Below are 24,803 nucleotides of genomic sequence, written 5' to 3'. Positions count from 1 at the left end.
GAGCTCGCGAGCGGTGGGGGGCGGAGGGGTCCTTCGACTACTCGCCGCCGGCCAGCTTGGCCCGCAGCGCCGCGAGCGCCTCGTCGCTGGCGAGGGTCCCGCCGGAGGAGGTGTCGGTCGCCTCGACCTCGCCGCCGCTGGAGTAGTTGCCCCCCGCGGCCGCCTCGGCGTCGGCCTCGCGGGCCGCGGCGATCTGCTTGCGGTGCGCCTCGAAGCGGGCCTGGGCCTCGGCGTACTGCCGCTCCCACGTCTCGCGGGCCTCGTCGAAGCCCTCGAGCCACTCCCCGGTCTCCGGGTCGAAGCCCTCGGGGTAGATGTAGTTGCCCTGCTCGTCGTAGGACGCGGCCATGCCGTAGGCGGCGGGGTCGAACTGCTCCTCGTCGCCGACGACGCCCTCGTTGGCCTGCTTGAGCGACAGCGAGATCCGCCGGCGGTCCAGGTCGATGTCGATGACCTTGACCAGGATCTCGTCGCCGACCTGCACGACCTGCTCCGGGATCTCCACGTGGCGCTCGGCCAGCTCGGAGATGTGCACCAGGCCCTCGATGCCCTCGTCGACGCGGACGAACGCACCGAAGGGCACCAGCTTGGTGACCTTGCCGGGCACGACCTGGCCGATCTGGTGGGTCCGGGCGAACTGGCGCCACGGGTCCTCCTGCGTGGCCTTCAGCGACAGCGAGACCCGCTCGCGGTCCAGGTCGACGTCGAGCACCTCGACGGTGACCTCCTGGCCGACCTCCACGACCTCCGACGGGTGGTCGATGTGCTTCCAGGACAGCTCGGAGACGTGCACCAGGCCGTCGACGCCGCCGAGGTCCACGAAGGCGCCGAAGTTGACGATGGAGGACACGACGCCGGTGCGCACCTGGCCCTTGGCGAGCTTGTTGAGGAACTCGCTGCGGACCTCGGACTGCGTCTGCTCCAGCCACTGCCGACGGGACAGGACGACGTTGTTGCGGTTCTTGTCCAGCTCGATGATCTTGGCCTCGAGCTCGCGGCCCACGTAGGGCTGCAGGTCGCGGACGCGGCGCATCTCGACCAGTGAGGCGGGGAGGAACCCGCGCAGGCCGATGTCGAGGATCAGACCGCCCTTGACGACCTCGATGACGGTGCCGGTGACGACCTCGTCGGCTTCCTTCTTCGCCTCGATCGTGCCCCAGGCGCGCTCGTACTGGGCGCGCTTCTTGGACAGGATCAGGCGGCCTTCCTTGTCCTCCTTCTGGAGGACGAGGGCTTCCACCTCGTCGCCGACGCTGACGACCTCGTTGGGGTCGACGTCGTGCTTGATGGACAGCTCGCGCGAGGGGATGACGCCCTCGGTCTTGTAGCCGATGTCCAGCAGCACCTCGTCGCGGTCGACCTTGACGATGACTCCCTCGACGATGTCTCCGTCGTTGAAGTACTTGATCGTCTGGTCGATGGCCGCGAGGAAGTCCTCCGCGGTGCCGATGTCGTTGACGGCGACCTGGGGGGTGCTGTTCGGACGGACCTGGGTGGAGGTCATGTGGTCGAGTGCTCCGGACGGGGGGTGCGTAGGGACGGGACGCCCCGCTGCCACGGGAGGCGCGGGGGCGGGGAGAGCCGGTGGGCGCCGAACCCCGGTGGGGGACGACACGGACAGACCTCTGGCGCCCTCCCATGGTACGGAGCCGGGGACGGCCGGGTCCACCTGGGTTCGCGGCGGTCGGGCGCGGCGGCGTGTCACGATCGGCGTGTCATGGACACCCCGGCCGCCCTCCCCCTGGACGGCGACGGCTACCCGGCCCCCAGCGGGGTGCTCCGCCGGCCGGCCGGCGCGGCGGAGTCCGCCCGCGCCAACCGCCGCTGGTGGGACGCCGCGGCGCCGGCCTACCTCGCCGAGCACGGCGCGGACCTCGGCGACGTGGACTTCCTGTGGGGTCCCGAGGGGCTGCGCGAGGCCGATGCACACCTGCTCGGCGACGTCGCCGGCCGCCGGGTGCTCGAGGTGGGGTGCGGGTCCGCGCCGTGCGCCCGGTGGCTGCGCCGGGCCGGCGCCGAGGTGGTCGCGCTGGACCTGTCGGCCGGGATGCTGGCCCGGGCCGCGGAGCTGGGCCGCACCACCGGCCTGGCCGTGCCGCTGCTGCAGGCCGACGCCGGCGCGCTGCCGCTGGCCGGCGCGGCGTTCGACGTCGTGTGCTCGGCGTTCGGCGGGCTGCCGTTCGTCGCCGACGTCGAGGGGGTGCTGGCCGAGGTGGCCCGCGTGCTGCGCCCGGGCGGGCGGTTCGTGGCGTCGGTGAACCACCCGTTCCGCTGGCCGCTGCCGGACTCCCCCGACCCCGCGGACCTGCGGGTCACCTCCTCCTACTTCGACCGGACGCCGTACGTGGAGACCGACGAGCACGGCGGCACGGTCTACGTCGAGCACCACCGCACGGTCGGTGACTGGGTGCGCGCCGTCGTCGCCGCCGGGCTCGTCCTGACCGACCTGCTGGAGCCGGAGTGGACGCCGGGGCGCACGCAGGAGTGGGGGCAGTGGTCCCCGGCTCGCGGGGCCCTGGTCCCCGGCACGCTGGTCCTCGTCTGCACCCGGCCCGGCTGAGCGCCCGGACGGCCCCGGTGCAGGGCCCCGCGCTGGGCGTGCGAGGCGCGGGGGCACCGGGGGCCTTCACCAGACGTCGCCGTCCCGCCAGTCGCAGGTGAGGCTCCCGTCGAGGTCGAGGGTCACCGGGCCGGGGAGCACGAACACCCCGCCGTCGTCCTCCGGTGTGCGCAGCGGACCGGCCGGACCGAGCACGGACGTCGGCCCACGCCAGGGCAGCCAGCCGCGGGCGGCGTACAGGGCGGCGCCGTCGTCGCTGGCGCTCAGCGCACCGAGGTCGTAGGCGTCCCGGACGACGTCCTCCAGTGCGGCCACGACCGCCGAGGTGACGCCCCGGCGCCGGTGTGCGGGGGCCACGGCGACCGCCTCGACGTAGCCGGTGCGCAGCTCGCGGCCGCCGTGCAGCAGCCGGCGCGGGACGACTGCGCCGTGCCCGACCAGCCCGCCGTCCTGCCACGCCAGGGCGTGCAGCCCGCCGAGGGCGTGCTGCCAGTCGCTGTCCCCGAAGTCGCCGGCGAACGCCTCGTCCACCAGCCGCCGGACGACGGCGAGGGCCCCGGGCCGCAGGGACGCGGTGGGCACCAGCTCGACGCGGACCACGCCGGCATCCTGTCACCCGACCCTCTACCTCAGGTCGAGCTGCAGGGACTCCGGTTCAGTGTGCGGCTTCGTCCCAGGTCCGGCCGAAGCCGACGGAGACCTCCAGCGGCACCGACAGCTGGGCGGCACCGGCCATCTCCCGGCGCACCAGGGCCTCCAGCGCCTCCCGCTCCCCCGGTGCCACCTCGAGCACGAGCTCGTCGTGCACCTGCAGCAGCATCCGCGAGGACAGGCCGTCGGCGGCGATGGCCTGCTCCACGCGCAGCATGGCGACCTTGATGACGTCGGCCGCGGACCCCTGGATGGGGGCGTTGAGCGCCATCCGCTCGGCCATCTGCCGGCGCTGCCCGTTGTCGCTGGTCAGGTCCGGCAGGTAGCGGCGGCGGCCCAGCGTCGTCTCGGTGTAGCCGGTCTGCCGGGCGTGGTCGACGACGCCGTCGAGGTACTCGCGGATGCCGCCGAAGCGCTCGAAGTAGGCGTGCATCTGCTCGCGCGCCTCCTCCACCGAGATGCGCAGCTGGGCGGACAGCCCGTAGGCGGAGAGGCCGTAGGCCAGGCCGTAGCTCATCGCCTTGATCCGGCGGCGCATCTCGGGGTCGACGTCCTCGATCGGGATGTCGTAGGCCCGGGAGGCGACGAAGGAGTGCAGGTCCTCCCCCGAGGTGAACGCCTCGATGAGGCCGGCGTCGCCGGAGAGGTGCGCCATGATGCGCATCTCGATCTGGCTGTAGTCCGCCGTCATCAGCGACTCGTGGCCGGTACCGACGACGAACGCTCGCCGGATGCGGCGGCCCTCCGCGGTGCGGATCGGGATGTTCTGCAGGTTGGGGTCGGTCGAGGACAGCCGGCCGGTGGCCGCGATGGTCTGCTGGAACGTGGTGTGGATGCGGCCGGCGTCGTCGACCATCGGGATGAGGCCGTCGATGACGGTGCGCAGCCGGGTGACGTCCCGGTGGCGCAGCAGGTGCTCCAGGAACGGGTGGCCGGTCTGGGCCAGCAGCCCGGTCAGCGCCTCGGCGTCCGTCGTGTAGCCGGACTTGATCCGCTTCGTCTTGGGCAGGCCGAGCTCGTCGAACAGCACCGCCTGCAGCTGCTTGGGCGAGCCGAGGTTCACCTCGCGGCCGATGACGGCGTAGGCCTCCGCGGCCGCGGCGGCCACCCCGTCGGCGAACTCGCGCTGCAGCTCGCGCAGCGCGTCCAGGTCCGTGGCGATGCCGCGCTGCTCCATGCGGGCCAGCACGAACGTCAGCGGCAGCTCCATCCCGCCGAGCAGGGCGTCCCCGCCGCGCTGCCCGAGCACGGACTCCAGCGCGTCGGACAGGTCGTTGACGGCCACGGCCTTGAGGACGTCGGCGTGCGCGGCCTCGCGGGCGAGGTCGGCCTCCGACGGGCCCAGCCCGTCGAGGGTCAGCTGCGGCTCCTCGGCGGCGGAGTCCTTGAGCTCACGGCGCAGGTAGCGGACGGCGAGGTCACCGAGGTCGAAGGAGCGCTGCCCGGGCAGGGCCAGGTAGGCGGCCAGCGCGGTGTCGCTGACCACGCCGGCGAGGTCCCAGCCGCGCGCCCAGATCGCCAGCAGCGGGCCCTTCACCTCGTGCACGACCTTGTGCGCGCCCGGGTCGGCCAGCCACGCGGCGAGCGCCTGCTCGTCGGCGACGTCCAGGTCCGGACCCAGGTCGACGAACGTGGCGGCGTCGTCGCCGGCGGCCAGCGCGATGCCGGTCAGCTCACCGGTGCCCCGGCCCCAGCTGCCGCGGAAGACGACGCCGGTGCGGCTGGTGCGCGCGTGCCGGTCCAGCCAGGCACCCAGCCCGCCGGCGGGCACGTCGTCCTCGGTGACGTCGAAACCCCCCTCGGCCTCCGGCTCGGCGCTGGTCAGGGTGGCGAACAGCCGGTCGCGCAGCACCCGGAACTGCAGGTTGTCGAAGAGGGTGTGCACCTCGTTGCGGTCCCACGGCCGGGCGGCGAGGTCGGCCGGGCCGACCTGCAGCGGCACCGCGCGGTCCAGCTCGGTCAGCCGCCGGTTCTGCAGCACCGAGGACAGGTGCTCGCGCAGCTTCTCGCCGACCTTGCCCTTGACGGTGTCCACCCGGTCGACCAGCTCGTCGAGGGAGCCGTACTCGCGGACCCACTTGGCCGCCGTCTTCTCCCCCACGCTCGGGATGCTCGGCAGGTTGTCGCTGGGGTCGCCGCGCAACGCCGCGAAGTCGGGGTACTGCGTCGGCGACAGGCCGTACTTGGCCTGCACCTCCTCCGGGGTGAACCGGGTGAGGTCGGAGACGCCCTTGCGCGGGTACAGCACGGTGACGTGGTCGTTCACCAGCTGCAGCGCGTCGCGGTCGCCGGTGCAGATGAGCACGTCCATGCCCAGCTCGACGGCCTGCACGGTGAGGGTGGCGATGACGTCGTCGGCCTCGAAGCCCTCGGCGGTGACCACCGGGACGTGCAGCGCGGCGAGCACCTCCTGGATGAGGCTGACCTGGCCGCGGAAGTCGGTGGGGCTCTCGGTGCGGTTGGCCTTGTACTCCGCGTAGATCTCGTTGCGGAAGGTCGTGCGCCCCACGTCGAAGGCGACGGCCAGGTGGCTGGGCTGCTCGTCGCGCAGCACGTTGATGAGCATCGAGGTGAAGCCGTAGACGGCGTTGGTCGGCTGCCCCGTCGTCGTGGAGAAGTTCTCCACCGGCAGGGCGAAGAAGGCGCGGTAGGCCAGGGAGTGCCCGTCGAGCAGCAGCAGCCGCGGCCGGGCCCCGTCGGCGGGGGCGGCGGGGCGGGACGCGGGGGCGGAGACCGGAGCGGACATCGCCGCCGATGGTAAGGGCGCCCACCGACGGCCCCGGGCGCGTGGACCGCGCCGGTCCGGCCGGGCTGGTTACCGTGCCGGGGTGACCGCCGACCGCCCCGCCTGGCTCGACGCCGGGCAGATGAGCCCGCTGGACGACAAGCTCGGCATCCGGATCACCGACCACGACCCCGACCACGTGGTCGCGACCATGCCCGTCGAGGGCAACCAGCAGCCGTTCGGGCTGCTGCACGGCGGGGCCACCTGCTCGCTGGTGGAGACCGTCGGCTCCTGGGCCGCGGCGCTGGGCGCCGGTCCGGGCCGGCAGGCCGTCGGCGTGGAGCTCAACGTCAGCTACCTGCGGGCGGCGACCGAGGGCGTCGTCACCGCCGTCGCGACGCCGGTGCGCCGGGGCCGGACCCTGGCCACCTTCACCATCGAGGTCACCGACGAGCAGGGCCGGGTGACCGCGACCGCCCGGCTGACCTGCATGCTCCTGGCGACCTAGCCCTCGACGGCGTCCAGCAGGGCCGCCGCTGGCACCGGCGGGCGGCGGCGCACCGGTGGGCGGCGCGGTGCGGGCACGGTCCCCCCGCCGCGCTGCCAGGCCGCCAGCGTGCGGGCGAGGGTCTCCCGGGGCACGATCCGCCGGGTGGTGAGGGGCGCGAAGCCCATCCGCGCGAAGAACCGCTGCCGCTCGGCCTCGTGCCCGCCCACGGCCCCGACGACGTGCGCCGCCCCGACCTCGGACGCGTGCGCCACGGCGGCGGCCAGCAGCGCCGCGCCGGCCCCGCACCGGCGGTGGTCGCGGTGCACGACGAGGTTGTCCACCGTCAGCTGCGGGACGCCGAGGACCACCGACAGCGGGTCGACGCCGAGGACGGCCAGGCCGACCACCAGCTCGCGCCCGCTCGCCCCGCCGTCCGGGGCGTTGGGCCCGGGCAGGACGGCGAGCACCACCCGGTGCGCGGGGTCGGCGAGCAGGCGGCGGAAACCGGCCGCGGCCGCGGCGCCCGGCGTCTGCCCGGTCAGCACGCCCTCGGCGTGGGCCTCCGCCCGGTGCTGGCGCACCAGGGCGAGCACCGCGGGCAGGTCGGCGGGACGGGCGTCGCGCGTCGTGACGCGGGACCGGGAACCGGGAACGGACACGGGGCCTCCTGGACGGTGACCCGAGACTGCACCCGCCGCCACCGGCGGCCACGTCGGCGCGCCGCCTCGGGACGGGTGTGACGGGTGCGGCGTGTCCCGGACGGGTAACGGCTCGCCGCGAGGTGAACAGCAGGCGACAGAGCTGGGCTACCGTCCCCCCTCGTGCGCAGAGGCAGGGAGGCGGAGTGACGAACACGGCAGACCGTGTGCCGGGGCCCGGGGGACGGGGTGGACGGGCACGGACCGGGCGGCCGGCGGCCGGGGGCCCGGTGCTGCTCCGCCTGCTGCTGCTCGGCGTCCTCGGGGGTCTCGCGCTGCTGCTCGTCCCTGGCGTCGCCTCGGCCCAGACGGAGCCGGCCACGGCCACCGAGCAGGTGTCGGGCACCCTGCGGACCAACGTCGTCGGCCCGGTCGAGGGCGTCGAGGTGGTCGTCACCACGGCCGACGGCGACGCCGTCGACACCGTGGAGACCGACGACGAGGGCCGCTGGGCGGTGCCACTGCCCGGGCCAGGCCAGTACACGGTCACCATCGACGCCGAGGACCTGCCCGAGGGCGTGGTGCTCACCGGCGAGGACAACCGCACGGTCACCGTCGACGCGAACCGCAACCAGGGCGTGATCATCGCGCTCAGCGACGGCAGCCGGGAGGGCGGCGGTGGCACCGTCCGCTGGGTGCAGTTGCTCGTCGAGGGCCTGCGCTTCGGGCTGCTCATCGCCATGGCGGCCGTGGGCCTGTCACTGATCTTCGGCACCACCGGGTTGACCAACTTCGCGCACGGCGAGCTGGTCACCATCGGGGCCATCGCCGCGTGGTTCATCAACGTCGAGGGCGGGGTGCCGCTGATCCCGGCCGCGCTGATGGCCATGGTGATCGGCGCCGGCGTCGGGGCGCTGAACGAGCTGGCGATCTGGCGGCCGCTGCGCCGGCGCGGCACCGGCCTGGTCGCCGCGCTGGTCATCTCCATCGGCCTGTCGCTGCTGCTGCGCTACCTCTACCAGATCATCTTCGGCGGGGGCTCGGAGGCCTACGCGGACTACCGGGGCCAGCGGGCGGTCGACTACGGCCCGTTCACGATGACCGACACCGACCTGGCCTCGATCGTCGTCGCGCTGGCCGTGCTGCTGCTCATCGCGGTCATGCTGCAGCGGACGACGATCGGCAAGGCGATGCGCGCGGTCGCCGACAACCGCGACCTCGCGGCGTCCTCCGGCATCAACGTCAACCGGGTGATCCTGGTCGTCTGGATGATGGGCGGGGCGCTGGCCGCCCTGGGCGGCATCCTGCTCGGGCTGTCCGACGAGGTGCAGTGGGACATGGGCTTCCGGCTGCTGCTGTTGATGTTCGCCGGGGTCACCCTCGGCGGGCTCGGCACGGCCTACGGGGCCCTGGTGGGCAGCATCGTGGTGGGGGTCTTCGTGCAGATGTCGACGCTGGTCATCCCCAACGACGTCAAGTACGTCGGCGGGCTGCTGCTGCTGATCGTCATCCTGATCGTGCGGCCGCAGGGCATCCTCGGCAGCCGGGTGCGGGTGGGCTGAGCCGTGGGTGAACTCATCGACGCCCTGGCCGTCGCGCTCAAGGCCGGGCTGGGCTTCCAGGCGATCTTCCTGGCGCTGCTGGCCATCGGCATCAACGTGCAGTTCGGCTACACCGGGCTGCTGAACTTCGGCCAGATCGCCTTCGCCATGCTCGGCGGGTACGGCATCGCCATCTCGGTGAGCCAGTGGGGGCTGCCGTTCTGGGTCGGCGTCCTGGTCGGGCTGGGTGCCGCCGTCGTCCTGGCCCTGCTGCTGGGGCTGCCCACACTCCGGCTGCGCGCGGACTACCTGGCCATCGCCACCATCGCCGCCGCGGAGGGCCTGCGGCTGCTGTTCCGGTCCGTGTCGGCGACCCCGGTCACCAACGGCACCCGCGGGCTGGCCGGCTTCAACGGCGACTTCGTCGCCCTGGCGCCCTGGGACACCGCCCGCCAGTACCCGGTCCTCGGCACCCGGTGGAGCGGCGGGGAACTGTGGGTCACCGCGGTCGGCTGGACGTTCGTGGCCCTGTCCTGCCTGCTGGTGTGGCTGCTGGTGCGCAGCCCGTGGGGTCGGGTGGTCAAGTCCGTCCGCGAGGACGAGGACGCCGTCCGCGCCCTCGGCAAGAACGTCTACCTGTACAAGATGCAGGCGCTGGTGCTCGGTGGGGTGCTCGGCGCCCTCGGCGGCATGGTCTACGCCCTCGGCACCGCGTCGGCCAACCCCGACCAGTACCAGAACGCCAACACCTTCCTGGCCTACGCCGCCCTGATCCTCGGCGGGGCCGCGCGCGTGCTCGGCCCGGTCGTCGGCGCGATGCTGATGTACTTCATCATCCAGTTCGCCGACACCGGCCTGCGTACGCTGATCGACAACGGGGTCATCCCCGAGGGCCTGCTCTCGGCGACCGACGTCGCGCAGATCCGGTTCGTGCTCATCGGGCTCGGGCTCATGCTGCTGCTGGTCTTCCGGCCGCAGGGCATCTTCGGTGACCGACGAGAGGTGATGCTCGATGCCCGCTGACAGTCAGCCCTCCGGAGCCCACGCGGCGTCGCTGTCGCCCGGGCTCCCCGGTGCCGACCGCGCCCCTCGCCGGCTGGCGCAGACCGCGCTGCGCGACGTCCCGTGGGAGGTCGGGGTGGCCAAGCCCGACCCGGCGATCGTGGTGGACGGGGTCACCCGCACCTTCGGCGGCCTCACCGCCGTGGCGGTGGACCACCTGGAGGTCCAGCGGGGTGGCATCACCGGCCTGATCGGGCCGAACGGAGCCGGGAAGACGACGCTGTTCAACCTGCTCACCGGTTTCGACCAGCCCAACACCGGCACCTGGACCTTCGACGGGCAGCCGCTGGGCAAGCTGGCGCCGCACCAGGTGGCCCGGCTGGGCGTCGTGCGGACCTTCCAGCTCACCAAGGCGCTGTCCCGGCTCACCGTGCTGCAGAACATGCTGCTCGGCGCCCAGGGTCAGCGCGGGGAGAGCTTCTGGCGGGCCCTGGTGCCGGGCACGTGGCGCCCCCAGGAGCGGTCCAACACCGAGAAGGCGATGGAGCTGCTCACCCGGTTCAAGCTGGACCGCAAGCGGGACGACTTCGCCGGCACGCTGTCCGGTGGGCAGCGCAAGCTGCTGGAGATGGCCCGCGCGCTGATGAGCGACCCGAAGGTCGTCATGCTCGACGAGCCGATGGCCGGGGTGAACCCGGCGCTGACGCAGAGCCTGCTGGGGCACGTCAAGGACCTCCGTGAGGAGGGCATGACGGTCGTCTTCGTCGAGCACGACATGGACGTCGTCCGGGACATCAGCGACTGGGTCGTCGTCATGGCCGCCGGCAGGGTCATCGCCGAGGGTCCGCCGGAGTCGGTCAGCCAGAACCAGGCCGTCGTCGACGCCTACCTGGGCGCGCACCACGACGCGCCGCTCACCGTCGAGGAGGAGGACCGCGTCCTCGCCGAGGCCGAGGCGGCCATCGCCTGCGAGGAGAACGCCGACGGGGACGTCCTGCAGGCGGACGGCACCGGCCCGGAGAGGACCGAGCGATGAGCGACCCGCTGTTCGAGGTCGGCCGGTCCGGCGAGGACGTCACCCGGGCCGACACCGTGGCCTCCGCCGAGCTCTCCCCCGCCGAGAAGGCGGCCACCCGCGAGGAGCACCTGCGCCTGGCCGACGGGGCGCTGGTGCGCGCCGACGACCTGGTCGCCGGCTACCTGCCCGGCGTCAACATCCTCAACGGGTGCGACTTCTACCTCCAGGACGGCGAGCTGGTCGGCATCATCGGCCCCAACGGCGCCGGCAAGTCCACCCTGCTCAAGACCCTGTTCGGCCTCATCCCGGTGCGTTCGGGAGCCGTGACGCTGCGGGGTGAGGACATCACCTCCGCACCCGCCCACCGGCTGGTCTCCCTCGGCGTCGGGTACGTGCCGCAGAACAACAACGTGTTCCCCTCGCTCACCATCGAGGAGAACATGCAGATGGGCGCCTACCTGCGGCCCAAGGTGTTCCGCAGCCGCTTCGACTACGTGGCCGACCTGTTCCCCATGCTCGGCGAGCGCCGCAGGGTCAAGGCCGGCTCGCTGTCCGGCGGTGAGCGGCAGATGGTGGCGATGGGCCGGGCGCTCATGATGGAGCCCTCGGTGCTGCTGCTCGACGAGCCGTCGGCCGGCCTGTCCCCCGCCTACCAGGACGAGGTGTTCATCCGCTGCCGGCGGATCAACGCGACGGGGGTCTCGATCATCATGGTCGAGCAGAACGCCCGCCGCTGCCTGCAGATCTGCGACCGTGGCTACGTGCTGGACCAGGGGCGCAACGCCTACACCGACACCGGCGAGTCGCTGATGACCGACCCCAAGGTCATCGAGCTCTACCTGGGCACCCTGGCCAAGGCGCGCTGAGGGCTCCCCCCTCCCCCGCCGACGGCGCCGGTCCCGCCAGGGGCCGGCGCCGTCGGCGTGCGGCCCGTGCCGGTCGAGGGCACCCGGGCGGCACCAGCCCGACGGTGTGCGCCCGGGCCCCGTCGCGGCCCCGGGAACGGGGCCCGGGCGCCCACCGTCGCCCCGTGGCGGCCGCCGTCCCCCGGGCCGGACACGGCCGTGGCCCGGCACCGCCGACGGTGCCGGGCCACGGGGACCGCGGTGCGCGGCGCCGGGGCGCCGCGGGGGTCAGCGCCGCGGGCCGATGCCCTGCTGGTTGAGCCCCTCGATGATCCGTGCCGACTCCTCGAAGCCAATGACCACGATGGCGTCGGGGTTGAAGTCGGCCATCTGCTGGATCTCGGCGTCGAAGTTGGCCGCCTGCGGGTCGTAGGTCAGCGTCACGATGCTGTCCTCCGCCAGGCCCGCCGAGATCAGGTTCTCCCGGGTGTTGTCCAGCAGCCCGGTGCCGTACGGGTCGTTGAGCGCCATGATCCCGACGGTGTTGTTGCCGTCGTTGATGATCAGGTCGGCCAGCGCCCGGGCCTGCAGCGTGTCCGGCGGGGCGGTGCGGAAGTACAGCCCGTTGTCGTTGTAGTCGGTGAACTGGTCGGAGGTGTTCGCCGGGGAGAACTGCAGGACGCCCGCGCCGGTGATCCGGTCGATCACGGTGAGGCTCACGCCCGAGGACGCCGCGCCGATGATCGCGTTCACGCCCTCCTGCAGCAGCCGGTCGACCGTCTGCGTCGCGGTGTCGGTCGACGCGTCGCCCGAGTCGCCCTCCACCAGGCGGACGTCCTGGCCGAGGACGCCGCCGGCGGCGTTGATGTCCTGCACGGCCAGCCGGGCGCCGGCCACCTCCGGCGGGCCGAGGAAGGCCAGGTTCCCGGTCAGCGGCAGCAGCGTGCCGATCACCAGCTGCTCGCCGGTCGCCCCGGGCGCGGCGTAGGCCGGGCCCTCGTCGGTGGCGGCGTTGGCCGCGTCACCGGCCAGCTGGTACTCGGTGAGGGAGTCGTCGAGCTGGTTGTCCTCGCCGAACTGCAGGATGCCGAAGCTCGCCTCGGCCGGCTCGCCGGCGTCGGTGAAGCTCAGCGGACCGGAGATGCCGTCGTAGTCGACGTTCCCGCCGTTGGTGATGATCTCCAGGCAGCCGGCGTAGTCGGTGCAGGCCTCGCCGCCGAAGGTGATCCCGTTGACGAACTCCTTGAAGACGTTGGCGTCGTTCGTCCCGGCGGCCTGGGCGGCGAGCGCGGTGATGACGACCGCGTCGTAGGTCTCGCCGGCGTAGTTGTAGTCCTGCAGGTTCGGGTCGACCTGCAGGAGCCGGTCCTGGAAGTCGGTGCCCAGCTCGGTCAGCGGCGTGGTGCCCGACATGCCGGCCAGCGAACCCGGCTCGGTGAACGACTCGCCCAGCGCGTTGCCCATGTTGCCGTCGGTGCCGTAGACGTTGACCTGCCGCTCGCCGCCGCCGGTGCTCGCGGCGGTGTCCTCGGCGGCGGTGCCTGCCTCCTCGCCCCCGCCGCCACACGCGGTCAGGACGAGGAGGGCGGCGGCCGAGATCGCGGCGTGGCGCGCGAGGATGCCTGTGCGCATCGAGGAACTCCCACTGTGGTGTCGGTCGTGCGGCCGGCCCGCCCGGGCGGGCGGCCGGTCAGTGGGGGGAAGGTAGCCGCCCGATCCGGGGGGAGAGCAGGGGTCGCCCGGACCGTGATGAGGTCGTGACCTGCCCGATCCCGCCCCGAGACCGGCGGGGGGTCAGCCGCCCGCGGCCGGGTCCGCGGACGTCTGCGGCTGGAGGATGCGCTGCGCGAGCGCCTTCATCGAGGTGCGCTCGTTCATCGCCGTCCGCTGGATCCACCGGAAGGCCTCGGCCTCGGTGAGGCCCTGCTCGCTCATCAGCCGGCCCTTGGCCTGCTCGACGACCTTGCGGGTCTCCAACCGCTCCTCCAGCGTGCGCACCTCGCCGTCGAGAGCGGCCAGCTCGGCGAACCGGCCGCGGGCCACCTCGATCGCCGGCACCAGGTCGTTCTTGGAGAACGGCTTCACCAGGTAGGCCATCGCGCCGGCGTCGCGGGCGCGCTCGACCAGCTCCCGCTGGCTGAACGCGGTGAGCACGATGACCGGGGCGATGCGGGCCGTCGCGATCTGCTCGGCTGCCGACAGTCCGTCGAGCACGGGCATCTGGATGTCCAGGACGACCAGGTCCGGCCGCAGCTCGGTCGCCCGGTCGACGGCCTGCTGCCCGTCGCCGACCTCGGCCACCACGGTGTACCCCTCCTCCTCGAGCATCTCCTTGAGGTCGAGGCGGATGAGCGCCTCGTCCTCGGCGATGAGGACCCGGATCGGCTCGCTGCTCACGCGCGGCAGCCTATCGACGCCGGACCGTCCGCGAGAGCCGGTTAGGCTGACCCCGCCTCACCGGCCACGACGGCCGGCCGGTACGCCCCCGTACCCCAATCGGCAGAGGGAGCGGACTCAAAACCCGCGCAGTGTGCGTTCGAGTCGCACCGGGGGCACCCGCGAGACTGGTTGGCTCGGGGCATGACGTCCGCACAGGGCTACGGACCCGACCGGGCCACCGAGTCCGGCTTCGCCCTCCACCACGTCCTGATCGCGATCCCACCCGGCGCCGAGGACGCCTGCCGCGCCTTCTACGTCGACCTGCTGGGGCTCCTGGAGCTGACGAAGCCGCCGGCCCTCGCCGCGCGCGGCGGGCTGTGGGTGCGCGGCGACGCCCTGGAGATCCACCTCGGCGTCGAAGCCGACTTCCGCCCGGCCCGCAAGGCGCACCCGGGCATCCGCGTCCGCGGTCTGGACGAACTCGCCGCCCGGCTGGCCGCCGCCGGGGTCGAGCTGACCTGGGACACCACCGACTTCCCGGGACACCGCCGCGTCTACGCCTTCGACCCCGTCGGCAACCGCCTGGAGTTCATCGAACGCGACGGGTCGGTGCCGTCCTGGTGACGGCGGACCCCGCGACGGGCCGGCCCGGGACGGCCATACGGTGGCGGTGTGAGCCAGCCCGAGCCGACGCCGTCCGCCCCGCACATGACCCCGGAGCAGTTCCGCCGGCACGGCCACGAGGTCGTCGACTGGATCGCCGACTACTGGACCCGGGTCGACTCCCTCCCGGTCCGCTCCCAGCTCTCCCCCGGCGACGTCCGCGCCGCGCTGCCCGAGGCCCCACCGGAGCGCGGCGAGCCGTTCGACGCCGTGCTGGCCGACCTCGACCGCGTCGTCGTGCCCGGCCTCACCCACTGGCAGCACCCCGGTTTCCTGGCCTACTTCCCGGCCAACACCTCCGGGCCCTCGGTGCTCGGCGACCTGGTGTCGGCGGGCCTGGGCGTGCAGGGCATGTCCTGGGTGACCAGCCCGGCGGCCACCGAGCTCGAGCAGCACGTGCTGGACTGGTTCGCGGGCCTGCTCGGGCTGCCGGAGACCTTCCTGTCGACGGGCACCGGCGGCGGGGTGGTGCAGGACTCCAGCTCCGGGGCCAACCTGGTGGCGCTGCTCGCCGCGCTGCACCGGGCCAGCGGCGGGGGCACCGTGCGCGGCGGCGTCCGGCCCGACGAGTACACCGTCTACGTCTCCGCGGAGACGCACTCGTCGATGGAGAAGGCCGTGCGGATCGCGGGCCTGGGCAGCGACGCCGTCCGCATCGTCGAGGTGGACGGCGACCTGGCCATGCGACCGCAGTCGCTGCGGGCCCGGCTGGAACGGGACGTCGCCCGCGGGTACCGGCCGGTGCTGGTCTGCGCCACGGTCGGCACGACGTCGACCACCGCGGTGGACCCGCTGGCCGAGCTCGGCCCGGTCTGCCGCGACCACGGCGTGTGGCTGCACGTGGACGCCGCCTACGCGGGCGTCAGCGCGGTCGTCCCGGAGCTGCGGGGCCTGCAGGCCGGCGTCGGGTGGGCCGACAGCTACACCACCGACGCGCACAAGTGGCTGCTCACCGGCTTCGACGCGACGCTGTTCTGGGTCGCCGACCGGGCCGCACTCACCGGTGCGCTGGCGATCCTGCCGGAGTACCTGCGCAACGCGGCCACCGACGCCGGCGCGGTCGTGGACTACCGGGACTGGCAGATCGAGCTCGGTCGCCGCTTCCGCGCGCTCAAGCTGTGGTTCGTGCTGCGCTGGTACGGCGCCGAGGGGCTGCGCGCGCACGTCCGCGACGGCGTCGCCCTCGCGCAGGAGCTGGCCGGCTGGGCCCGGGCCGACGACCGCTTCGACGTGGCCGCCCCGCACCCGCTGTCCCTGGTGTGCCTGCGGCCGCGCTGGGCCGAGGGCGTGGACCCCGACGTCGCGACCATGACGCTGCTGGAGCGGCTCAACGACGGCGGGGAGGTGTTCCTCACCCACACCACCGTCCGCGGCCAGGTGGTGCTGCGGGTGGCCGTCGGGGCACCGACGACGACGCGGGCGCACGTCGAGCGGGCCTGGACGCTGCTGCGCGAGGGCCACGACTGGCTGGCCGCGGACTTCGCCGAGTCCGCCGCCGAGCGGGCCCGCGCCCACGCGGAGCGCCGCGCGGCCGCAGCTCGTGCGCACGAGGAGGCCGCCCGCGTCGAGGTGCCCGCCGCGCAGGACGAGACGGCCGCCCAGGCGTCCACCCAGGAGGGCCTGGCGGAGGGCCCGGCGCCGGCCGGGACCGTGGCCGACGCCGGCCGGCCGGAGGCCGACGGCGACGTCCCCGCGGAGGAGGAGGCCGACGCCGCGGTCCGGGGCACCGGCTCGTGAGCTAGCCGCGCAGCGACCGGATGAGACCCTGCTGGGCCACCGTGGCCACGTGCGTGCCGTCGGCCGCCCAGACCTGACCGAAGCACAGCGCCCGGCCGCCGGAGGCCGCGGGGCTGTCGGTCTCGTAGAGGAACCACTCGTCGGCCCGGACCGGTGCGTGGAACCACACCGCGTGGTCCAGGCTGGCGCCGACGTGCTCCCCGCCCCAGCCGCCGCCGATCCGGGCCAGCCCGGCCGAGAGCAGGGTCAGGTCGCTGACGAACGTCAGGGCCGAGCGGTGCACGCGGTCGTCCTCCGGCAGCCGGCCTGCGACGCGCATCCACACGCTCGTCCGGGTGTCCGGCGGCGACTTGGGCGTCCGGTCGAAGGGGTCCTCCAGGAGCCGCTGCTCCACCGCCTGGCTGATGGCCAGTGCCGCCGTGGCCCGCTCCCCGTAGGGGGCGACCACCTCGGTCAGGCTGGGCAGGGTGTCCGGCCGGGGCACCTGCGGCATGGGCAGCGCGTGCTCGACGACCGGGGTCTCCGGCACCGAGGCGTCGGCGGTGAGGGCGAAGACGGCGACGTCCTCGCCGCGACGGCGTTGCCAGGCCACCACCCGGCGGGTGCTGAACGTCCGGCCGTCCCGGATCCGCTCGACGGCGTAGCGGATCTCCTCGTGCGGGTCCCCGGGCCGCAGGAAGTAGGCGTGCAGCGAGTGCACGGCACGCTCCCCGGGGAGGGTGCGCGAGGCGGCCATCAGCGCCTGCCCGGCGACCTGCCCGCCGAAGATGCGCTGCAGCGGTGTCCGCGGCGTCCGGCCGACCCAGAGGTCGATGTCCCGCTCCTCCAGGTCCAGCACCGCCATCAGCGCCGCGGCCTGGCTGGGGCCCTCGACCGTCACGAGTCGGTGCCCACCTCGTGCACCCGGATGAGATTGGTCGAGCCCGGGGTGTTGGGAGGGCTCCCCGCCACGACGACCACCCGGTCGCCCTCCCGCAGCCGGCCGATGGACAGCAGCGAGAAGTCCACCTGACGGACCATGTCGTCGGTGTGCTGGACCGAGGGCACCAGGAAGGTCTCCACCCCCCACGACAGGGCCAGCTGGCTGCGCACCCGACCGTCGACGGTGAAGGCCAGCAGCGGCATCCGGGGGTGCAGCGCGGCCAGCCGGCGGGCGCTGTCGCCGGTCTGGGTGAAGGTGGCCAGGGCCTTGACGTCCAGGGACTCGGCGATGTCACGGGCCGAGCGCACGATCGCCCCGGACCGGGACCGCGACGGCCGGACGAGGTCGGGGGCCCAGGCGCTGTCGCTCTCGACGGCGTCGATGATCCGCTCCATCGTGCGCACCGCGGCGATCGGGAAGCGGCCCACCGAGGTCTCCCCCGACAGCATCACCGCGTCGGCCCCGTCCAGGACGGCGTTGGCGACGTCGGAGGCCTCGGCCCGGGTGGGCCGGGAGTTGGTGATCATCGACTCGAGCATCTGGGTGGCCACGATGACCGGCTTGTTTCGCTCACGGGCGGCCTGCACAGCCCGTTTCTGCACCAGCGGCACCCGCTCCAGCGGCAGCTCCACGCCCAGGTCGCCCCGGGCCACCATGATCCCGTCGAAGGCCTCGACGATCGCCTCGAGGTTCTCCACCGCCTCCGGCTTCTCCAGCTTGGCGATGACCGGGACGAGGATGTCCTCCTGGCGCATGATGTCGCGCACCAGCTCCGCGTCGCGGGGCGAGCGGACGAAGGACAGCGCGACGAAGTCGACGCCCAGGTGCAGGGCGAAGCGGAGGTCCTCGGCGTCCTTCTCCGACAGCGCGGGCACGCTGACGGCCACGCCGGGCAGGGACAGCCCCTTGTTGTTGGACACCTCGCCGCCCTCGACGACCAGGCACCACACGTCCGGGCCCTCGATGCCCACGACCGACAGCGCCAGCTTGCCGTCGTCGACCAGCAGCCGGTCGCCGACCTTGGCGTCGGCGGCCAGGCCCTTGTAGGTCGTGGACACCCGCTCGGCGGTGCCCTCGACGTCGTCCACGGTGATGCAGACCCGGCTGCCGGTCTCCCACTGCACCGGGCCGCCGGTGAAGGTGCCCAGCCGGATCTTGGGTCCCTGCAGGTCGGCGAGGACGGCGACGGCCCGCCCGGTGCGGTCGGAGGCCTCGCGGACCAGGCGGTAGGCGCGCTCGTGGTCGGCGTGCGCCCCGTGGCTGAAGTTCAGCCGGGCGACGTCCATCCCCGACTCGACGAGCGCGGTGACCTGCTCCTGGGAGCCCGTCGCCGGACCGAGCGTGCAGACGATCTTGGCGCGTCGCGACATGCCCCAGACGCTAGTAGAAGGGCCCTCCCGCCCCCCACCGGCTCGCGAGCTCACCGGCGGGCCCCTGCGGGAGAGCCCGTTCCAGACGTCTAGCGCAGGGCGACCGCGGTCGGGGTCACCGGCCGCGGCAGCGTCGTCGAGCCGGTCAGCCAGGCGTCGACCGCACCGGCGGCGGCCCGGCCCTCGGCGATGGCCCACACGATGAGCGACTGGCCGCGGCCGGTGTCGCCGGCGACGAAGACGCCCGGGACGGTGGACATGAACTCCTCGTCGCGGACGATGGTGCCGCGCTGGTCGAGCTCCACGCCGAGGGCCTCGAGCAGGCCGGTGCGCTCGGGCCCGGTGAAGCCCATGGCCAGGAACACCAGGTCGGCGGGCAGCTCGCGCTCGGTGCCCTCCACCTTCTGGAACCGGCCGTCGACCCGCTCCACGTCGTGGATGAGCAGCGCGCGCACGTTGCCGTCCTCGTCGCCCAGGAACCGCTCGGTGTTGACGCTGTAGAGCCGCTCCCCGCCCTCCTCGTGGGCGCTGGAGACGCGCATGACCATCGGGTAGGTCGGCCAGGGGTTGGCGGCGGAGTCCCGCTGGTCCGGCGGCGCCGGCATGATCTCCAGCTGGGTGACCGACAGCGCGCCCTGCCGGTGGGAGGTGCCCAGGCAGTCCGCGCCGGTGTCGCCGCCGCCGATGATCACGACCCGCTTGCCGTGCGCGTCGATCGGCGGGGAGTCCAGCTCGCCGAGCGCCTGCCGGTTGCCGAACGGCAGGTACTCCATGGCCAGGTGGATGCCCCGCAGCTCGCGGCCGGGCGCGGGCAGGTCGCGGCCCTGGGTGGCGCCGACGGCCAGCACGACGGCGTCGTACTCCTCGCGCAGCTGCTCGACGGTGGGGTCGCCGTCCCGGCCGCTGCCGACCTCGACGCCGGTGACGAAGCGGGTGCCCTCGGCGCGCATCTGGTCCAGCCGCCGGTCCAGCACGGCCTTCTCCATCTTGAACTCCGGGATGCCGTAGCGCAGCAGCCCGCCCACCCGGTCGGCCCGCTCCAGCACCGTGACGTCGTGCCCGGCGCGGGTGAGCTGCTGGGCGGCGGCCAGCCCGGCGGGGCCGGAGCCGATGACGGCGACCCGCTTGCCGGTCTGCTGCTGGGCGGGGACCGGCTTGACCAGGTCGCGCTGGAACGCCTGGTCGATGATCTCCCACTCGATCTGCTTGATGGTGACCGGCGACTCCTGCAGGGCGAGCACGCAGGCGCTCTCGCACGGGGCCGGGCACAGCTTCCCGGTGAACTCCGGGAAGTTGTTGGTCGCGTGCAGCCGCTCGATCGCGTCGGTCCAGTCGTCGCGGCGGGCCAGGTCGTTCCACTCCGGGATCAGGTTGCCCAGCGGGCAGCCGTGGTGGCAGAACGGGATGCCGCAGTCCATGCACCGGGCGGCCTGCTGGCGGATGGCCGCCACGGGGAAGACGGCGTCCTCGCCGCTGTCCCGGGAGAGGTAGACGTCCTTCCAGTCCAGGATGCGCACGTCCACCGGGCGGCGCGGCGGCAGCGTCCGGTCGTGCTTGAGGAACCCGGTCGAGTCAGCCACGTGCGGCCTCCATCACAGCTCGGTCGACATCGGTCCCGGCGGCCTCGGCGGTGCGCCGGGCCTCCAGCGCGCGCCGGTAGTCGCGCGGCATGATCACGCTGAACCGCTCGGACCAGCGGCCCCAGTCGGCCAGCAGCGCGGCGGCCACGGGGGACTCGGTGTCCGCGGCGTAGCGCACCAGCACGTCGCGCAGCCACTGCGCGGACTCCCCGTCCAGCGGCTCGACGTCCACCATCTCGGTGTTCACCCGGTGGCGGGCGAGGTCCAGCACGTAGCCGATGCCGCCGGACATCCCCGCGGCGATGTTGCGGCCGGTGGAGCCGAGGACCACCGCGGCCCCGCCGGTCATGTACTCCAGCGCGTGGTCACCGACGCCCTCGACGACGGCCAGCGCACCGGAGTTGCGCACGCAGAACCGCTCGCCGACCCGGCCGCGCAGGAACAGCTCACCCGCGGTGGCGCCGTAGCCGATGACGTTGCCCGCCAGGACGTTGTCCTCGGCGGCGAAGCCGGCCTCCCGGGAGGGACGCACGACGATCCGCCCGCCGGACAGGCCCTTGCCGACGTAGTCGTTCGCGTCGCCGAACAGCCGCATGGTGATGCCCCGCGGCACGAAGGCGCCGAAGGACTGGCCGGCCGACCCGGTGAAGGTCAGGTCGATGGTGCCGTCCGGCAGGCCCGCGCCGCCGAAGCGCCGGGTGACCATCGAGCCCAGCATCGTGCCCACCGTGCGGTTGACGTTGCGCACCGGCAGCTCCAGGCTGACCGGCCGCGCGTCGAGCAGGGCCCCCTCGCACAGCTGGATGAGCGTCTGGTCCAGGGCGACGTCCAGGCCGTGGTCCTGGGTGCGCACCTGGCGCCGCGGCGTCCCCTCGGGCAGCTCGGGCACGACCAGCAGCGGGGAGAGGTCCAGCCCCTGCGCCTTCCAGTGACCGACGGCCCTGCGGGTGTCCAGCAGCTCGGCGTGGCCCACGGCCTCGTCCAGCGTCCGGAAGCCGAGCTCGGCGAGGTACCCGCGGACCTGCTCGGCGAGGAACTCGAAGAAGGTGACCAGGAACTCCGGGCGCCCGGTGAACCGCTTGCGCAGCTCCGGGTTCTGCGTGGCCACGCCGACCGGGCAGGTGTCCAGGTGGCAGACCCGCATCATCACGCAACCGGCCACGATCAGCGGCGCGGTGGCGAAGCCGTACTCCTCGGCCCCGAGCAGCGCGGCGATGACCACGTCGCGGCCGGTCTTCATCTGCCCGTCGGCCTGCACCACGATCCGGTCGCGCAGCCCGTTGGCCAGCAGCGTCTGCTGGGTCTCGGCCAGCCCCAGCTCCCAGGGCGAGCCGGCGTGCTTGAGCGAGGTCAGCGGTGCCGCGCCCGTCCCGCCGTCGTGCCCGGAGATGAGGACGACGTCGGCGTGGGCCTTGCTCACCCCGGCCGCGACCGTGCCGACGCCCACCTCGGCCACCAGCTTCACGTTGATCCGCGCGTCGCTGTTGGCGTTCTTCAGGTCGTGGATGAGCTGCTTGAGGTCCTCGATCGAGTAGATGTCGTGGTGCGGGGGCGGGCTGATCAGCCCGACGCCGGGGGTGGAGTGCCGGGTGCGGGCCACCCACGGGTACACCTTGCCGCCGGGCAGCTGGCCGCCCTCGCCGGGCTTGGCGCCCTGCGCCATCTTGATCTGGATGTCGTCGGCGTTCACCAGGTACTCGCTGGTCACGCCGAACCGCCCGGAGGCCACCTGCTTGATCGAGGAGCGCCGCAGGTCGCCGTTGGGGTCGGGCGCGTAGCGGTCGGGGTCCTCGCCGCCCTCGCCGGTGTTGGACCGGCCGCCGAGCCGGTTCATGGCGATGGCGAGGGTCTCGTGCGCCTCCTGGGAGATCGAGCCGTAGCTCATCGCCCCGGTCTGGAACCGCCGGACGATCTCGCTGACCGGCTCGACCTCCTCGATCGGCACCGGGGGGCGCACGCCGGTGCGCAGGTCGAACAGCCCGCGCAGGGTGGCCGACTCCCGGGACAGCCCGTCCACGGTGTCGGTGTACTTCTGGAACACCTCGAACTGCCGGGACCGGGTGGCGTGCTGCAGCAGGAACACCGTCTCCGGGTTGAACAGGTGCACCTCGCCCTCGCGGCGCCACTGGTACTCCCCGCCGGTCTCCAGCCGCCGGTGGGCGCGCTCGGTGGGGTTCTCCGGGTAGGCACGGCGGTGGCGCATGGCCACCTCCTCGGCGAGGACGTCGATGCCGACGCCGCCGAGGGGTGCCGACGTGCCGGTGAAGTACTCGTCGACGACCTCCTGGGACAGGCCGACCGCCTCGAAGATCTGCGCCATCGTGTAGGAGCCGACGGTGCTGATGCCCATCTTGCTCATGACCTTCAGGACGCCCTTGCCGAGCGCCTTGACCACGTTGCGCACCGCCTGCGCCGGCTGGATGCCGGTCAGCACGCCGTCGCGGATGAGGTCCTCGATGGACTCGAACGCCAGGTAGGGGTTGACCGCGGCCGCGCCGTAGCCGAGCAGCAGCGCGACGTGGTGCACCTCGCGGCAGTCGCCGGACTCGACGACCAGGCCGACCTCCATGCGGGTCTTCTGCCGCACGAGGTGGTGGTGGACGGCGGCGGTCATCAGCAGCGAGGGGATCGGGGCGCGGCTCTCGTCGCAGTCCCGGTCGGACAGCACGATGACCCGGGCGCCGGCGGCGATGGCCTTGCTCACCTTGGTGCGCAGCTGCTCGACCGCCTGGGTGAGCGCCGGCCCGCCACCGGAGACGTCGTAGTGGCCGGTGATCCGGACGGCGGCGTAGCCGGGCAGGTCGCCGTCGTCGTCGATGTGCAGGATCTTGGCCAGCTCGTCGTTGTCGATGACCGGGTAGGGCAGGAACAGCTGACGGCAGGACGCCGGGGTGGCCTGCAGCAGGTTCTGCTCGGGGCCGAAGGTGCGGCCCAGGCTGGTGACCAGCTCCTCGCGGATGGCGTCCAGCGGCGGGTTGGTCACCTGGGCGAACAGCTGCCCGAAGTAGTCGTAGAGCGGCCGGGAGCGGTCCGACAGCGCCGCGACGGGGGTGTCGGTGCCCATCGAGCCGATCGGCTCGGTGCCCGAGGACGCCATCGGGGTGAGCAGGACCCGCAGGTCCTCCTCGGTGTAGCCGAACAGCTGCTGGCGGCGGACGACGGACTCGTGGCTGGGCCGCGCCCGCCGCCGCTCGGGCAGCTGCGGCAGGTGCACCAGGCCGGCGTGCAGCCAGTCGTCGTAGGGGTGCTCGGCGGCCAGGGCGCCCTTGACCTCCTCGTCGGAGACGATCCGCCCGGCGGCGGTGTCGACGAGGAACATCCGGCCCGGCTGCAGCCGGCCCTTGGCGACCACGTCGGCGTCGGGGATGTCCAGCACGCCGACCTCGCTGGCCAGCACGACCAGGTCGTCCCGGGTGTGCCACCAGCGCCCGGGGCGCAGCCCGTTGCGGTCCAGGACGGCGCCGATGAGCGTGCCGTCGGTGAACGCGACCGCGGCCGGCCCGTCCCAGGGCTCCATGATCGAGGCGTGGAACCGGTAGAAGGCCCGGCGGGCCGGGTCCATCTCGTCGTGGTTCTCCCACGCCTCCGGGATCATCATGAGCACCGCGTGCGGCAGCGAGCGGCCGGACAGGTGCAGCAGCTCCAGCACCTCGTCGAAGGTCGCCGAGTCGCTGAAGTCGCTCGCGGTGACCGGGAAGAGGCGCTCCAGGCCCAGCTCGGAGGCGGGGCCGGCGGGGCCGTCGAACAGCGCCGTCTCCAGCTTCGCCTCGCGGGCGCGCATCCGGTTCCGGTTGCCCTTGATGGTGTTGATCTCGCCGTTGTGCGCGATCAGCCGGAACGGGTGGGCCAGCGGCCAGCTGGGGAAGGTGTTGGTGGAGAACCGGCTGTGCACCAGCGCGATCGCCGACGCGTAGCGCTCGTCGCGCAGGTCGGGGAAGAACGCGGGCAGCTGGTCGGTGGTCAGCATGCCCTTGTAGGTGATGGTGCGGCTGGACAGCGAGGCGACGTAGAGGGAGCTGCCGGCCTCGGTGGCGGCCCGCTCGGCCCGCTTGCGCAGCACGAAGGCGCGCCGCTCCAGCCGGGTGACGCCGTGCACGGCGACCCCGCCGCCGAAGGCCCGGGAGTCCGCGCGCGCGCCGATGGTCTCGGCGACGAACAGCTGCGCGAAGTGCGGCATGACCGCCCGCGCGGTGGGGCCGACGTCGGCGCCGTCGGGGTCGACCGGCAGCTCGCGCCAGCCCAGGACGGTCAGGCCCTCCTCGGCGGCGAGGCGGTCGACGTCGGCCAGCCGGGCGGCCCGCTCGGCGTCGTCCACCGGCAGGAAGGCGATGCCGACGGCGTACTCGCCCAGCGGCGGGAGGTCGAAGTCCACCTCGGCGCGCAGCAGCGCGTCGGGCACCTGGGTGAGGATGCCGGCGCCGTCCCCGGAGTTCGGCTCTGACCCGGCCGCGCCCCGGTGGTCGAGGTTGTGCAGCGCCGTGAGCCCGGCGGCCACGATCCGGCGGCTGGGGCGACCCTGCACGTCGGCGACGAGGGCGACGCCGCAGGCGTCCGTGTCGTTGGCCGGGTCGTACAGCCCGGACGCCGGCGGCACGGCCGAGAACGGCACGCCGCGGCGGGGGGCGGGGGTCGGCGCGCCGGGGGCCGGCGAGAGAGCGGCGGGGGCGGTGGGGTCGGACATG

The 24,803-nt window shown here is 73.6% G+C and carries 18 protein-coding genes and 1 tRNA gene; 9 read left to right on the top strand and 10 right to left on the bottom strand.

What is annotated here, in order from left to right; all coding sequences use genetic code 11:
* Nucleotides 1-37 precede the first annotated feature (37 nt).
* Nucleotides 38-1,504 carry a 30S ribosomal protein S1 gene (gene rpsA, locus RTG05_RS09115; protein WP_166528373.1) on the bottom strand — a complete coding sequence of 489 codons (1,467 nt, stop codon included), beginning with the start codon at nt 1,502-1,504 and terminating at the stop codon, nt 38-40.
* A 213-nt stretch (nt 1,505-1,717) separates the two neighbouring features.
* On the opposite strand from rpsA, the gene RTG05_RS09110 reads away from it, so the two are divergent.
* Nucleotides 1,718-2,560 carry a class I SAM-dependent methyltransferase gene (locus RTG05_RS09110; RefSeq protein ID WP_166528372.1) on the top strand — a complete coding sequence of 281 codons (843 nt, stop codon included), beginning with the start codon at nt 1,718-1,720 and terminating at the stop codon, nt 2,558-2,560.
* Between the two features lie 66 nt (nt 2,561-2,626).
* Here the strand turns inward: RTG05_RS09110 and RTG05_RS09105 are convergent, their stop codons facing one another.
* Nucleotides 2,627-3,160, bottom strand: a complete 534-nt coding sequence (locus RTG05_RS09105; RefSeq protein WP_166528371.1) for a GNAT family N-acetyltransferase — start codon at nt 3,158-3,160, stop codon at nt 2,627-2,629.
* Nucleotides 3,161-3,215: 55 nt separating this feature from the next.
* Complete coding sequence (gene polA, locus RTG05_RS09100) at nt 3,216-5,957, bottom strand: DNA polymerase I (RefSeq protein ID WP_166528370.1); 2,742 nt, start codon at nt 5,955-5,957, stop codon at nt 3,216-3,218.
* An 82-nt stretch (nt 5,958-6,039) separates the two neighbouring features.
* Here polA and RTG05_RS09095 point away from each other — a divergent pair, with 82 nt between their 5' ends.
* Nucleotides 6,040-6,444, top strand: a complete 405-nt coding sequence (locus tag RTG05_RS09095) for a PaaI family thioesterase (protein ID WP_166528369.1) — start codon at nt 6,040-6,042, stop codon at nt 6,442-6,444.
* Here the strand turns inward: RTG05_RS09095 and RTG05_RS09090 are convergent.
* Entirely contained in the window at nt 6,441-7,085 is a 645-nt protein-coding gene (locus tag RTG05_RS09090; RefSeq protein WP_315912468.1) for a GNAT family N-acetyltransferase, read from the bottom strand. The genes RTG05_RS09095 and RTG05_RS09090 overlap by 4 nt on opposite strands.
* 269 nt (nt 7,086-7,354) lie before the next feature.
* Here RTG05_RS09090 and RTG05_RS09085 point away from each other — a divergent pair, with 269 nt between their 5' ends.
* The 4 genes from RTG05_RS09085 to RTG05_RS09070 are packed head-to-tail and all read left to right on the top strand — an operon-like array spanning nt 7,355 to nt 11,491.
* On the top strand, nt 7,355-8,626 hold the full coding sequence (locus RTG05_RS09085; protein WP_208104875.1) for a branched-chain amino acid ABC transporter permease: 1,272 nt from the start codon (nt 7,355-7,357) through the stop codon (nt 8,624-8,626).
* Between the two features lie 3 nt (nt 8,627-8,629).
* Complete coding sequence (locus RTG05_RS09080) at nt 8,630-9,628, top strand: branched-chain amino acid ABC transporter permease (RefSeq protein ID WP_166528367.1); 999 nt, start codon at nt 8,630-8,632, stop codon at nt 9,626-9,628.
* Nucleotides 9,618-10,643, top strand: a complete 1,026-nt coding sequence (locus tag RTG05_RS09075; RefSeq protein ID WP_166528366.1) for an ABC transporter ATP-binding protein — start codon at nt 9,618-9,620, stop codon at nt 10,641-10,643. Before RTG05_RS09080 ends, RTG05_RS09075 begins: the two co-directional genes overlap by 11 nt.
* Nucleotides 10,640-11,491 carry an ABC transporter ATP-binding protein gene (locus tag RTG05_RS09070; RefSeq protein ID WP_208104874.1) on the top strand — a complete coding sequence of 284 codons (852 nt, stop codon included), beginning with the start codon at nt 10,640-10,642 and terminating at the stop codon, nt 11,489-11,491. The genes RTG05_RS09075 and RTG05_RS09070 overlap by 4 nt, the downstream gene beginning before the upstream one ends.
* 267 nt (nt 11,492-11,758) lie before the next feature.
* On the opposite strand, the gene RTG05_RS09065 is transcribed toward RTG05_RS09070, so the two are convergent.
* Both RTG05_RS09065 and RTG05_RS09060 read right to left on the bottom strand, forming a co-directional pair.
* Nucleotides 11,759-13,102, bottom strand: coding sequence for an ABC transporter substrate-binding protein (locus RTG05_RS09065; protein WP_166528365.1), 1,344 nt, complete (start codon nt 13,100-13,102; stop codon nt 11,759-11,761).
* Nucleotides 13,103-13,264: 162 nt separating this feature from the next.
* Nucleotides 13,265-13,867 carry an ANTAR domain-containing response regulator gene (locus RTG05_RS09060; RefSeq protein WP_166528364.1) on the bottom strand — a complete coding sequence of 201 codons (603 nt, stop codon included), beginning with the start codon at nt 13,865-13,867 and terminating at the stop codon, nt 13,265-13,267.
* 84 nt (nt 13,868-13,951) lie between these two features.
* On the opposite strand from RTG05_RS09060, the gene RTG05_RS09055 reads away from it, so the two are divergent.
* The 3 genes from RTG05_RS09055 to RTG05_RS09045 all read left to right on the top strand — a co-directional run bounded on the left by RTG05_RS09055 (nt 13,952) and on the right by RTG05_RS09045 (nt 16,249).
* A tRNA-Leu gene (locus RTG05_RS09055) sits at nt 13,952-14,025 on the top strand.
* 25 nt (nt 14,026-14,050) lie between these two features.
* Complete coding sequence (locus RTG05_RS09050; RefSeq protein ID WP_166528363.1) at nt 14,051-14,473, top strand: VOC family protein; 423 nt, start codon at nt 14,051-14,053, stop codon at nt 14,471-14,473.
* A gap of 48 nt (nt 14,474-14,521) precedes the next feature.
* Nucleotides 14,522-16,249: a pyridoxal-dependent decarboxylase gene (locus RTG05_RS09045; RefSeq protein WP_315912466.1), complete on the top strand. Its 1,728-nt coding sequence runs from the start codon at nt 14,522-14,524 to the stop codon at nt 16,247-16,249.
* Between the two features lies 1 nt (nt 16,250).
* Here the strand turns inward: RTG05_RS09045 and RTG05_RS09040 are convergent, their stop codons facing one another.
* The 4 genes from RTG05_RS09040 to gltB all read right to left on the bottom strand — a co-directional run bounded on the left by RTG05_RS09040 (nt 16,251) and on the right by gltB (nt 24,802).
* A complete protein-coding gene (locus tag RTG05_RS09040) occupies nt 16,251-17,129 on the bottom strand; it encodes an acyl-CoA thioesterase (protein WP_315912465.1) in 879 nt (292 codons plus the stop codon).
* Nucleotides 17,126-18,541, bottom strand: a complete 1,416-nt coding sequence (gene pyk, locus RTG05_RS09035; RefSeq protein ID WP_166528362.1) for a pyruvate kinase — start codon at nt 18,539-18,541, stop codon at nt 17,126-17,128. Before pyk ends, RTG05_RS09040 begins: the two co-directional genes overlap by 4 nt.
* An 89-nt stretch (nt 18,542-18,630) precedes the next feature.
* The gene (locus RTG05_RS09030; protein WP_166528361.1) at nt 18,631-20,121 is read right to left on the bottom strand and encodes a glutamate synthase subunit beta; all 1,491 of its coding nucleotides are present in this window, start codon (nt 20,119-20,121) and stop codon (nt 18,631-18,633) included.
* A complete protein-coding gene (gltB, locus tag RTG05_RS09025; RefSeq protein ID WP_315912464.1) occupies nt 20,114-24,802 on the bottom strand; it encodes a glutamate synthase large subunit in 4,689 nt (1,562 codons plus the stop codon). The genes RTG05_RS09030 and gltB overlap by 8 nt, the downstream gene beginning before the upstream one ends.
* Nucleotide 24,803: the final 1 nt, after the last annotated feature.

Source organism: Geodermatophilus sp. DSM 44513 (assembly GCF_032460525.1).
GTDB lineage: Bacteria > Actinomycetota > Actinomycetes > Mycobacteriales > Geodermatophilaceae > Geodermatophilus.
This window is presented reverse-complemented; position numbering and strand designations above follow the sequence as displayed.